General features: G+C 67.6%; 10 protein-coding genes and 1 riboswitch. Of the genes, 4 read left to right on the top strand and 6 right to left on the bottom strand.

The window, feature by feature from the left end; all coding sequences use genetic code 11:
* Positions 1-20 precede the first annotated feature (20 nt).
* The 4 genes from AC0J42_RS15255 to AC0J42_RS15240 form a co-directional block, all read right to left on the bottom strand.
* Positions 21-977, bottom strand: coding sequence for an ABC transporter substrate-binding protein (locus tag AC0J42_RS15255; RefSeq protein ID WP_473002272.1), 957 nt, complete (start codon positions 975-977; stop codon positions 21-23).
* A gap of 119 nt (positions 978-1,096) precedes the next feature.
* Entirely contained in the window at positions 1,097-2,680 is a 1,584-nt protein-coding gene (locus AC0J42_RS15250; RefSeq protein ID WP_473002271.1) for a rhodanese-related sulfurtransferase, read from the bottom strand.
* Complete coding sequence (locus AC0J42_RS15245; RefSeq protein ID WP_473002270.1) at positions 2,677-3,285, bottom strand: cysteine dioxygenase family protein; 609 nt, start codon at positions 3,283-3,285, stop codon at positions 2,677-2,679. The genes AC0J42_RS15250 and AC0J42_RS15245 overlap by 4 nt, the downstream gene beginning before the upstream one ends.
* A gap of 26 nt (positions 3,286-3,311) precedes the next feature.
* Positions 3,312-4,382, bottom strand: a complete 1,071-nt coding sequence (locus tag AC0J42_RS15240) for an LLM class flavin-dependent oxidoreductase (protein WP_416424414.1) — start codon at positions 4,380-4,382, stop codon at positions 3,312-3,314.
* A gap of 228 nt (positions 4,383-4,610) precedes the next feature.
* On the opposite strand from AC0J42_RS15240, the gene AC0J42_RS15235 reads away from it, so the two are divergent.
* A complete protein-coding gene (locus AC0J42_RS15235; protein WP_473002269.1) occupies positions 4,611-5,537 on the top strand; it encodes a site-specific integrase in 927 nt (308 codons plus the stop codon).
* Between the two features lie 139 nt (positions 5,538-5,676).
* On the opposite strand, the gene AC0J42_RS15230 is transcribed toward AC0J42_RS15235, so the two are convergent.
* Positions 5,677-7,785 carry a TonB-dependent receptor gene (locus AC0J42_RS15230; RefSeq protein WP_473002268.1) on the bottom strand — a complete coding sequence of 703 codons (2,109 nt, stop codon included), beginning with the start codon at positions 7,783-7,785 and terminating at the stop codon, positions 5,677-5,679.
* Positions 7,786-7,893: 108 nt separating this feature from the next.
* Positions 7,894-8,099: riboswitch (cobalamin riboswitch) on the bottom strand.
* A gap of 212 nt (positions 8,100-8,311) precedes the next feature.
* On the opposite strand from AC0J42_RS15230, the gene AC0J42_RS15225 reads away from it, so the two are divergent.
* A complete protein-coding gene (locus tag AC0J42_RS15225; RefSeq protein ID WP_473002267.1) occupies positions 8,312-9,301 on the top strand; it encodes a DNA-binding protein in 990 nt (329 codons plus the stop codon).
* Between the two features lie 6 nt (positions 9,302-9,307).
* On the opposite strand, the gene AC0J42_RS15220 is transcribed toward AC0J42_RS15225, so the two are convergent.
* Entirely contained in the window at positions 9,308-9,739 is a 432-nt protein-coding gene (locus tag AC0J42_RS15220; RefSeq protein WP_473002266.1) for a hypothetical protein, read from the bottom strand.
* Positions 9,740-9,879: 140 nt separating this feature from the next.
* Here AC0J42_RS15220 and AC0J42_RS15215 point away from each other — a divergent pair, with 140 nt between their 5' ends.
* Together AC0J42_RS15215 and AC0J42_RS15210 are read left to right on the top strand one after the other, a co-directional pair.
* Positions 9,880-10,575, top strand: a complete 696-nt coding sequence (locus tag AC0J42_RS15215; protein WP_416424409.1) for a fumarylacetoacetate hydrolase family protein — start codon at positions 9,880-9,882, stop codon at positions 10,573-10,575.
* Positions 10,576-10,633: 58 nt separating this feature from the next.
* Positions 10,634-11,551 carry a helix-turn-helix transcriptional regulator gene (locus AC0J42_RS15210; protein WP_473002265.1) on the top strand — a complete coding sequence of 306 codons (918 nt, stop codon included), beginning with the start codon at positions 10,634-10,636 and terminating at the stop codon, positions 11,549-11,551.
* Positions 11,552-11,576 lie beyond the last annotated feature (25 nt).

The raw sequence follows: 11,576 nt of genomic DNA, 5'->3' as shown, positions 1-11,576 counted from the left end.
GGTCATACTCCTTTGATCAATCACTGGGCGCTGGCGGCGAGGGGGGTGCTGGCGTTGAAACTGGGGTCGAAGCCGTGGGACACGTCAACCGCTTTGGTGAGAATGCCTTCGCTGCGGTAGAGGTCGGCGGTCTGCTGCAGGCCCTTGATGACCTGGGCGTCGATGGGCACGCGTTCCATGTGGGTGTTCTGCGCGGCGGCCAGCTGGATCTCCAGCGGCAGGCCGGTGACCTTGGCCATGGCGGCGGCGTATTCACGCGGGTGGCCGTTGGCCCACTGCCAGGCACGGTCGACGCGGGCGACGAAGTCCTGCAGCTGCACGCGCTTGTCGGCGATGGCCTGGCTGGTGGCCGCCAGGTACAGGTGGTTGGTGAGCAGCGTGGCGCCGCTGACCAGCACCCGCTCCTGGCCGCTGGCGGTGGCCACGGTGGTGTACGGCTCCCAGGTGGACCAGGCGTCGACGCTGCCGTTTTCCAGCACCACCCGCGATTCGCTGGGCAGCAGGAAGGCGAAGGTCACGTCGCTGGTTTTAAGCCCCGCTTCGTGCAAGGCCTTGATCACCAGCAGGTGGCCGATGGAGCCCTTGGTGGTGACGATGCGCTTGCCCTTGAGGTCGCCCACCTGCTGGATGGGCGAGTCCTTGGGCACCAGCAGGGCGGTGGTGTAGCGGCCGTTCATGTGGGTGATGCTCACCACTTTCAGCGGCGCGCCGGCGCCCAGGGCGAACACATAGGGCGCATCGCCCAGGGCGCCGACGTCAACGGCGCCGGCGTTCAGCGCCTCGCCCAAGGGGGCGGCGGCCGGGAATTCGGAAAAGTCGATGGTGTAGGGGACGTGTTCAAGCTCACCGGACACTTGCAGCAGCGCCTTGATGGTGGACTTCTGGTTGGCGACCTTCAGCGGTTGCAGGTCGGCGCCGTGGGCCAGGGTGGCGGCCAGGCATAGCAGGGCGGTGGACAGCAGGCGAGGCAAGGGCATGTAGGTGCTCCATAGGGCGTGTAGCAGCGGCCGCCAGTGTGGGAGCTGGCTTGCCAGCGAGCTGTTGAGGCCGAAAAGCTCGCTGGCAAGCCAGCTCCCACATTTATTTGCAGGGGTTTTCAGATCACGTGGAAGCCGTGGGTGCCGTCGCGGGCCAGTTGCTCGACCAGGCCGAACTCCCAGTCCAGGTACGCCTGCATGGCTTCGCGCGGGGCGTCGGTGCCTTCGTATGGGCGGCGGTAGCGGTCGATGCGCGGCGAGGCCAGGTGGCTGTCGCCGCTCTCGGTGGGCAGGCCCGCCGCCAGCCAGCTGGCGGTGCCGTCGCGCAGCACGAACACCGGCTTGCCGGTCAGCGCCTGCACCTGGCTGACGGCAAAACGTGCCAGCAGGCTGCTGCCGCAGGTGAGCACGTAGCGCTCGGCGGCCGGGAGCTTCTTCAGCACGTTGGCGAGATCTGCACGCAGGGCCCACCAGGCGCCGGGGATGTGCTGCTTCACATGGTTGGCGCTGGTGGTGAAGTCCAGCAGCTGGGTGTCGCCCTGGGTCAGCCAGTCGGCCAGGGTGTCCGGGCTGATCACCTCATAGGAAGGCACCGCCGGGATGGCCGGCTTCCAGGCACCGCGTTCGGTGAAGGCGCTGGCCTCGACGCCGTCCAGCACGTGCACGTCCCAGCCCAGCTGGGCCAGCCACGAGGCGCTCATGTTGGCGCGCACGCCGTCGTCGTCCACCAGCACCAGGCGCGCACCGCGCACGCTGGCGTAGTGGTCGGTTTCCTGCACCAGCTGGCCGCCGGGGGTAGAGCGGGCGCCAGGCAGGTGCCCGGCCTCGAATTCCTGGGGCGTGCGCACGTCGAACAGGTAGTGGGTGCGGCCGGCCTCGGCCTGCCATTGCTGCCAGGCTTTGAGCGAGGCGCGCTTGACCCCGGCCTGGTCGGCCACGCGGCGGGCGTCGGCGCTGGCCAGCTGGCGGGTGGCTTCGCTGGTGGCGGCGAACTGGCGCGCCTGGCCGTGGTCCAGGGTTTGCCCGGCCAGCAGCCAGCCGATGGTGCCGTTGCGCAGGGCCGAGATCGGGTTGGGCAGGCCGGCGTTGACCAGCGACTGGGTGCCGATGATGCTGCGCGTGCGGCCGGCGCAGTTGACGATGATGCGGGTGGCCGGGTCCGGCGCCAGTTCACGGGCACGCAGCACCAGTTCGGCGCCTGGCACGCTGATGCCGGTGGGAATGCTCATGGTCTGGTATTCGTCGAAGCGCCGGGCGTCCAGCACCACCACGTCGGCCTGGCGGTCGAGCAGTGCCTTGACCTCTTCGGCGGCCAGCGACGGCGTGTGGCGCTGGTGCTCCACCAGCTCGCCAAAGGCCTTGCTGGGCACGTTGACGTCGATGAACAGCTCGCCGCCGGCGTCGCGCCAGCCCTGCAGGCCGCCTTCCAGCAGCGCCACGTCGCTGTAGCCCAGCTGCGCCAGGCGTTCCACGGCCCGTTGCGCCAGGCCTTCGCCGTCGTCGTAGACGGTGATGGCGGTGTCCAGCCGGGGAATGCGCGGGTAGACCTCCACCTCCAGTTTCGACAGCGGGATATTGGCCGCGAACAGCGGGTGCGCCTGGGCAAACGGCGCCTCTTCACGCACGTCCACCAGCGCCACTTCCTGGCGTTGCAGCAGGGCGTGGCGAATGTCGGCGAAGGAACGAGTCAGGGGGTGGCTCATAGGCTGTGGTTCTCTTTGGAAAGGTCCCAGATGTTGGGTAGCGTGGTGTTCGAATAGCCGGAGATGAACAGCTTTTCAGTGCCGTCGGGCTGGTACACCGCCCGGTGCACGGCGCCGATGTTGGCGCCGTACACGTGAATGCTGATGGACACCTGGTCGGCAAACGCGTTGCTGACCTGGTGGATGTCGCCACTGCGCGGCGACAGCGGCTCGACGTCGCCGGGCTGCAGGCGGATAGGCGCGCCGTCGGGCACCAGCGCGCCGCTGTCGGTGCGCCGGTAGTTCTGCGAGTCTTCGGCGCCGCGCAGCATGCCGATCAGGCCCCATACGCGGTGGTCATGAATCGGCGTGCGCTGGCCCGGGCCCCAGACGAAGCTGACCACCGAGAAGCGCTGGCGCGAATCGGCGTGCAGCAGGAACTGTTGGTAGCGTTCCGGCGATGGCTGCGCGTATTCCTCGGGCAGCCAGTCGTCGAAGCTCACCAGTTGCTGCAGCAGTTGGCCGCCGCGGTGCAGCTTGTCGCCTTCGCGCGGGTCGCTGTCGAGCAGCTCGGCCAGGGCGCCGATAAAGGCGCGCAGGCGTTCGGGGTGACGAACCTGGGACATCTTCACTCCTTGTTTCAGGCGGTTTTTCAGGCAACGCGGGCCTGACGTTGGGCCACCAGCTGGCGGGTCAGCGGGATCAGCTTCTTGCCGTAGTCGATGGCGTCTTCCAGCGGGTCGAAGCCACGGATCAGGAAGGTGGTGATGCCCAGGTCGTAGTAGTCCAGCAGGGCTTCGGCCACCTGTTCCGGGGTGCCCACCAGCGAGGTCGAGTTACCCTGGGCGCCCAGCAGGCCGGCGATGCCGGTCCACAGGCGCTTGTCCAGGCGCGAGCCCTTGGCGGCGGCGGCCAGCAGGCGGCGCGAGCCTTCGTTGGGCGGCTCGCGGCGCACGAAGCCGCGCTGCTCGGCCAGGGCGGTGGCCTTGGCCAGGATGCTCTCGGCGCGGGCCCAGGCCTTCTCTTCGGTGTCGGCCAGGATGGGCCGCAGCGACAGGCTGAAGCGCACGGTGCGGCCGTGCTTGGCGGCTTCGGCACGCACCTGGGTCACCACTTCCTTCACCTGTTCGTAAGTTTCGCCCCACAGGGCGTAGACGTCGGCGTGCTTGCCGGCCACTTCGATGGCGGCTTTGGAAGAGCCACCGAAGTACAGCGGGATCGGCTGCGCGGTTTTCACCGCCGAATGCGCGCCTTCGAATTCATAGTAGTCACCCTTGAAGTCGAACGGTTGATCGGCGCTCCATTCCTGGCGCAGCACGGTCAGGTATTCGTCGGTGCGCGCGTAGCGCTCGTCCTTGCCGATGAAGCTGCCGTCGGCGCGCAGCTCCTTGTCGTCACCGCCGGTGATGATGTGCACGGCGGTGCGGCCACCGTTGAGCACGTCGAGGGTGGCGAACTGGCGGGCGGCGAGGGTAGGGGCGGCGAAGCCGGGGCGGTGGGCAATGAGAAATTGCAGCTTTTTGGTCACGCTGGCGGCGTGGCTGGCAATCAGTGTGCTGTCGGGGCTGTTGGAGTGGAACGCCACCAGGGCGCGGTCGAAGCCGGCTTCCTCGTGGGCGCGGGCGACTGTCTCGATGTAGTCGGCCTGCAGGACCGGGCCGCTGGCCGGGTGGATTTCGGAGCTGTGGTGACCGCCAATGTAGCCGATGAACTCGATGCTCATGGGTGCTTCCCTTATGAATGGAGCGTTATCAAGGGCCTCCGCCTGGCGTGGGGTCGGTCGTTGATGAAGAACATAAAGGTAGGATGTGGCGCTGTGAAATTCGATTTTGTTCTAAGGTAATTATTAATTTAAGGAATCTAAAGCTTTTTAGATATTACATAGTTGCATATTCACGTCCGCCATGGCGGCTACGGTATACTGCAGGCCCGCTTTGCTCACAGGCACCCCATGGTTTCCGAGGTAGACCGCTACATCGCCGCCGGCACCCGCGAGAACACCCGGCGCAGCTACCAGTCGGCCATCGAGCATTTCGAGGTGACCTGGGGCGGCTTCCTGCCCGCCACCAGTGACGCCATCGCCCGTTACCTGGCCGCCTTCGCCGGCAAGCTGTCGCTCAACACCTTGCGCCTGCGCCTGGCCGCCCTGGCCCAGTGGCACAGCAGCCAGGGCTTCCCCGACCCGACCAAGAGCCCCCAGGTGAAGCAGGTGATGAAGGGCATCCGCACCCTGCACCCGCAGCAGGAAAAGCAGGCCGAGCCCTTGCAACTGCTGGGCCTTGAGCGCTGCGTGCGTTGGCTGGACGGGCAGATCAAGGACGCGCTGGCCGCCACCGACGCCAAGCGCCTGCTGCGCTGCCGGCGCGACAAGGCGTTGATCCTGGTGGGCTTCTGGCGCGCGTTCCGCAGCGAAGAGCTGTGCCGGCTGGACGTGCAATTCATCCACGCACGGCGCGGCGAGGGGCTGCAGCTGTTCCTGCCGTGGAGCAAGGGCGACCGCGACAACCGTGGCATTACCTACAGCGTGCCGGCCCTGGAACGCCTGTGCCCGGTGGACGCCTACTGCGACTGGCTGGAAACCGCCGGCATTGCCCACGGCCCGGTGTTTCGCGGCATCGACCGCTGGGGCCGGCTGGGCGACCGCGCCTTGCACCCTTACAGTGTGATGCACCTGCTGCGCGAGGCGCTGATGGGCGCCGGGCTGGACGGCGAGGCCTACAGCAGCCACTCCCTGCGCCGCGGCTTCGCCAACTGGGCCAGCCAGAGCGGCTGGGACCAGAAGTCGCTGATGAGTTACGTGGGCTGGAAGGACAGCAAGTCGGCGTTGCGCTACGTCGACGCGCGCGCCGATTTCCGCCTGCCGCCGGCGGGTAGTTGAAGGATCGACGTGGCATCGGGACGTAGCCTGTGGGAGCTGGCTTGCCAGCGAGCTGTTGGGGCCATAAAAACTCGCTGGCAAGCCAGCTCCCACAAGGACGGTTGTTGCTACGAGGCCGCGTCCCGCCTCCCCGCCACCGTCAAAACCGATAATCCGCCGTCACGAACAACGATCGCGGCTGCCCCATCTGCCACTGCGCGCCGTCGTTCTGCTGCGACACCGCATAACGCCGGTCCAGCAGGTTGTTGACCTGCAACCCCAGGCGCACGTCCGGCAGCACCTGCCACCCAAGGTTGGCATCCACCACCGTATACCCCGGCACCTGCGCGCTGTTGGCGGTGTTGGCGTAGCGCCCATCCACGTAGCGCAGGCCGGCCCCGGCGTCGATGCGCTCGGTGAGGGCCTTGCTCAGCCACAGGTTGGCGGTGCGCCGTGGCACATCGGTGGGTCGGTTGCCGTCGCGCGACAGCACCTGGCCATTCACCGCTTCATCGAAGTCATCGTAACGGGCGCGCACCACCGCGGCGTTCGCCGACAGCTGCCAATGGTCGGCCAACGCCAGTTCCAGGCTGGCTTCCAGGCCGTTCGAGGACTGCTGGCCCACCTGCAGGGTGTCGCGGGTGATGGGGTCGGTGGTCAACAGCTTGCGCTTGACGATGTTGTACGCCGCCAAGGTCCAGGCACCGCGGCCGTCCCAGAACTGCTGCTTGAGGCCCAGCTCGGTCTGTTTCGCCCGGGCCAGGTCCATCTGCTGTTGGGTGGGGTTGAGGGTGACCAGGTCGCTGACGCCGTCCTGGCTGGTGCTGTACTGGCCGTACAGCGACAACTGGTCGGTGACCGCGAACACCAGCCCGGCGCGCCAGTTGCCGCCGTCCAGATTGACGTCGCTGCGGGTGCCGGTGCGCGCGTCGTCACGCTGGATGTGGTTCTGGTCGCGGCGCACGCCGGTCACCAGCGCCCAGCGTTCCGACAGCTGCAGGCGGTTCTCGGCGAACAGCGCGAAGGTCTGGGTGGTGCTCTGGCTCAGCGCCTGGAACGGCGACTGGCTGTGGAACCAGCCCGGCGCCGGCGCCCAGGGGTCGACGTAGTCACCACCGACATCGGTGTAGGGCGAGTTGTTGGCCAGGCCGAAGCGGATGCGGTTGTACTCGGCGCCCACCACGGTCTTGCTGGCAAGGCCGAACAGGCTGTGGTCGAAGGTGAAGGTCTGGCGGTCGCCCAACTGTTCTTCGTGATGCTTGATTTCCAGGTAGCTGCCACGCAGCAATTGCCCCTGGCTGCTGTCCCAGTTGTAGCTTTCGGCGTTGCGCCAGTGGCGGCGGCTCTTGATGTAGTACAGCTCGTTGCTGGCGCTGATAGCGTCGCTCAGGGTCCAGGCGCTGGTCAGCCGGGTCCATTGGTCGTCGTAGTGCTGCACGGCGTTGCGCACGTTGTAGTTCTTGCCGCGCAGGCTGTCGTGGTAGTGGCCGTCGATCAGCGGCGTGCCCAGGTAGTTCATGGGTCGGCTGTCGCCCTGCTCATGGGCCAAGGTAAAGCTGAGGTCGTCGCTGGCCTGCCAGCGCAGGGCGCCGCTGAAGGCCAGGCTTGAGGACTGGCCACGGTCTACCCAGCCGTTGCTGCTTTGCTGGTCCAGGGTCAGTCGGTAGCTGAGGCGCTCGCCCAGCGAGCCGCCGCTGTCGAACGCGGTCTGCTGGCGGTCGTCGCTGCCGTAGCCCACGCGCAGGTGGTTGCTGATGGCGCCCTCGAAGGGCTTCTTGGGGATCACGTTGATCACCGCGCCGGTGGCGCCTTCGCCGTACAGCACCGAGGCCGGGCCGCGGATCACGTCGATGCGCTCCACCATCCACGGGTCCACCGGGAAGGTCTGGGTGCCGGCGCCGGTGTACAGGCGCGCGCCGTCGAACAGGGTCATCACCGACTCGTGGCCGCTGAAGCCGCGCGCCGACAGCGCCGTGTTGCCGTTGCCCGGCGCGGCGATGCTGGTGATGCCAGGCGCGCGGGTGACGGCTTCCTGCACCGTGAGGTTGTTGCGCTGGTCGATGGCGCCTTCGTCGAGGCTGCTGATACTGGCCGGGGTCTGCAGCGGCGTCAGGTTCAGGCGTGAGCCTGCGGTGCCGGGGGTGGCCAACGCGGTGTCGGCGTGTTCGCTGATGGTGGTGGCCGGCAGTGCCAGCTCATCGGCGGCGTACACGGGCAAGGACAAGGCCAGGCACGGGGCCAGGCGGTGAAGCAGGGAAGTGCGGGACATGCTGTTCCAACTACAGTCAGGAAAAGATGAACCCGGAGGGACACGCATGGCAAATCGCGGGCGCAAACGCCCACGGAAACCGGCCTGCGCCCGCCCACCGCGGGTTGCCAATTGAAGCGTTTGCAGGCCGGTCTCCGGGCTTGCGAGGGTCATGAACGCGTCGCCTTCCCATGCGGTGTGCACAGTGGCCTGTTGACGCGTTCGCTCGCTTACCGTTGCGGGGGCAGCGCCGGACTGATCACCAAAGTGACGCACCGGCTTCCCGTTTCACCCTGAGCACGGCGGCTGAGGGCACCTGAAACTGGCGCGCATTCGACCACTGATGTGGATCCAGGTCAATGTCTGCGCCTCGATACAATCCTGTAGCCGCTGCCGAAGGCTGCGCTGGCCGGCATAAACCCTGAATATCTCCAGTGCATGAAAAGGCCAGCGCAGCCTGCGGCAGCGGCTACGCAGCGTCGCGCCAATGGGGTATATTGCGCGCCATTACAGAATACATACCGCAGTACACTTCAAAGGAGCAGGCATGGCACGGGGTGGGATCAACAAGGCAGTGGTGCAAAAGGCGCGTGAGGCGCTGCTTTCCCGGGGCGAGAACCCCACCATCGACGCCGTGCGCGTGGCGTTGGGCAACACCGGTTCGAAGACCACCATCCACCGCTACCTCAAGGAGCTGGAAGAAACCGACCAGCGCCGCCAGGCCCCCCGCGAGCACCTGACCCAGGAGCTGGGCGAGCTGGTAGGCCGCCTGGCCTTGCGCCTGAAGGAGGAGGGCGACGAGTACGTGCAGCAGGCCCAGGCGCGTTTCGACCTGCAGAAAGCCGTGCTCGAAGCCGACCTGGCCGAAGCCGCCAAGGCCCACGCCGCGTTGCTGCAAAAGTTCGAGATCCAGGCCGAGGCCCTGGCCAGTGAGTCGGAACAGCTGGCCACTTGCCGCAGCTCGTTGCAGGCCGAGCACACCCGCAACGCGCGGTTGGGCCAGGAATGCAGCGACCTGCAACTGCGCGTGCAGGAAAAGGACGAACACATCCGCTCGCTGGAAGACAAGCACCAGCACGCCCGCGACGCCCTGGAGCACTACCGCCAGGCGGTGAAGGAGCAGCGCGACCAGGACCAGCGCCGCCACGAAAGCCAGGTGCAGCAGGTGCAGGTGGAAGTGCGGCAGTTGCAGCAGAGCCTGATCGTCAAGCAGGACGAGTTGATGCGCCTGAACCGCGACAACGAACGCATGCTGGTGGAGGCACGCCAGGCGCGCAAGGATCAGGACACCGCCACCCAGGCCCTGGCCGACAAGGCCGCCGAGGCCACGGCCCTGGCCACGCAATTGGCCCAGGCGTTGGGCGCGCGCGAGGCGCAGGCCCAGCAGATCGAGGTGCTGCGCCAGGAGCAGGCGGCCCAGGCCAAGGCCAGCAAGGCCCAGGTGCTGCGCGAGGCGCGCCTGGAGCAACAGCTGCAGCAGGCCAACGCCACCTTGGCGCAGTGGCGCGCCGACCGCGCCGCGGCCAGCGCCGAGTAACGCCGCTCAGGGCTCGGCCGGGGTATCGTCCGGGCCCACCGGGTGCAGGCCGCTGCGCAGGATGCGCCGCACCCGCTGCATTTTCTCCACCGAGCCGGGCACACCGTTGCCCATGTCCAGCAGGGCCTGGGCACACAGCTTGGGGCCGTAGCCGTCGAGCTTGGCGAATTCCTCGCCGGACATGTGAATGGTTTTGAGGGCAAAGGCCAGCAGGTTGTCGCCCGGGTTGGGGCCGTTGAGGATGCCCTGGATCATGTACGCCAGGGCCTGGCGGTACTGGCCCTGGGTGTGGATGGCGGCGCAGTCGATGTCGGTGCCGGCGAAGGTCTGCACCATCAGCCGGCGCATGACCTCGTCGAGCAGTGCCGGTTCGCTGCCGTCGTCCTCGAACACCTTGGTGCGGCGCAGGGGAATGACGTTGTCGTCGTGATCGCTCATGGGTACTCCTTGTGGTGACGCTACAGGGAAAGTATGCGCCATTGCGTTGCGCTGTCCATAATCCGCGCGGCGCTGTCCAAGCCAGGCACCGCTGCCGGCGGGCACACTGCAGGCCTGCCTTTGCCATCAGGAGCCCCTCCATGACCGAGTACGTGATTGCCCCACCGCCCGCCGCCAGCGTCGCCATTGCCGGCGACAGCCGCCGTTTCCCCGTGCGCCGGGTGTTCTGCGTGGGCCGCAACTATTCCGAGCACGCGCGGGAAATGGGCCATGACCCGGACCGCGAGCCACCGTTCTTCTTCTGCAAGCCCGCCGACGCCGTGGTGCCGGCCGAGGGCGTGATCGCCTACCCGCCGCTGACCGCCGACCTGCACCATGAGGTGGAACTGGTGGTGGCCATCGCCGAGGGCGGCGTCGACATCGCCCCCGAGCAGGCCCTGGCGCATGTGTGGGGCTACGGCGTGGGCCTGGACCTGACCCGCCGCGACCTGCAGGCCCAGGCCAAGAAGCAGGGCCGGCCGTGGGACTGGGCCAAGGGCTTCGACGAATCGGCGCCGTGCACCGCGCTGATCCCGGCCAGCACCCTGGGCCACCCGGCCAGCGGCGCCATCTGGCTCACGGTGAACGGCGAGGAGCGCCAGCGCGGTGACCTGGCGGACCAGATCTGGGCGGTGCCTGACGTGATCGCCTACCTGTCGCAATCGGTGGCGCTGCAGCCCGGCGACCTGATCTTCACCGGCACCCCGGCCGGCGTCGGCGCCTTGCAGCCCGGCGACCAGGTCAGCGCCGGCATCGACGGTGTCGCCCAGTTCCAATTGCGCATCGGCCAGCGCTGACAGCCGCCGCGCCGCGCTTTAGACTGGCGGCGTCTTTCCGGCTTTCGAGGTTGCTGCCATGTCGTCCCTGTCCCGCGTGCCCACCTATGGCATGCAGCAGCGCAGCAACCGCGAAGATTTCTACATCCGCGACAAGCAGGAGCGCGAGGCGCTGACCTCGCCGCACCGCCACGAATACTTCCAGATCCAGGTCAACCTGGGCGGCGACACCGTGCAGCACATCGGCGGCGCGGTGCGGCCGTTCCCGCGCAACGCCCTGAGCTTTATCCTGCCGCACCGCCTGCACCTGATCCCGCACCCCGAGCACGGCAACTTCATGCTCATCAACTTCGCCCAGGGTTTCCTGCTGCCGCACCTGGCCTGCGACCCGCTGGACCTGGAGGACGTGCCCCTGGGCCAGGCCCCCGAGCTGGCGCCGTTCCAGTGCCAGGAACACCTGGACTTCATTCTCGACGACGGCGCCTTTGCCGAGGTCGAAGCCTTGCTGCTGCGCCTGCGCGAGCTGGACCGCACCCGTGACTTCGGCACCACCACCTTGCTGCGGGCCGGGCTGTTGCAGCTGATTGGCCTGGTCAGCCAGCGCTTCGCCCCGGCGCTGCAGCAACTGGCCAGCGACAAGGCCGCACGGCGTGGCCGCCGCGACGCGCTGGCGCGGGTGACGGCCTATATTCGCGAGCACATCGCCAACCCGGAGCTGACCTTGAAGGACGCGGCCGCCGCGGCGTTCCTGTCGCCCAACTACCTGACCCACCTGCTGCGCAAGGACACCGGCAGCACCTTTAGCGAACTGGTGCTGGAGCGGCGCATGCGCCTGGCGCGCACCCATCTGCTCAACAGCGACGAGCCCATCAGCCACGTGGCCCAGCGCTGCGGTTTCAGCGACGAAGCGTACTTCTCGCGGCGCTTCCGCCAGACCCAGGGCCTGCCGCCCGGGCAATTCCGCCGGCAGCAGCGCGAGCATAGCGCCCATCAATGATGGTTAGCGTTGTGGCCGGGCTTTG

Source organism: Pseudomonas sp. Tav-5-1A (assembly GCF_055755055.1).
This window is presented reverse-complemented; position numbering and strand designations above follow the sequence as displayed.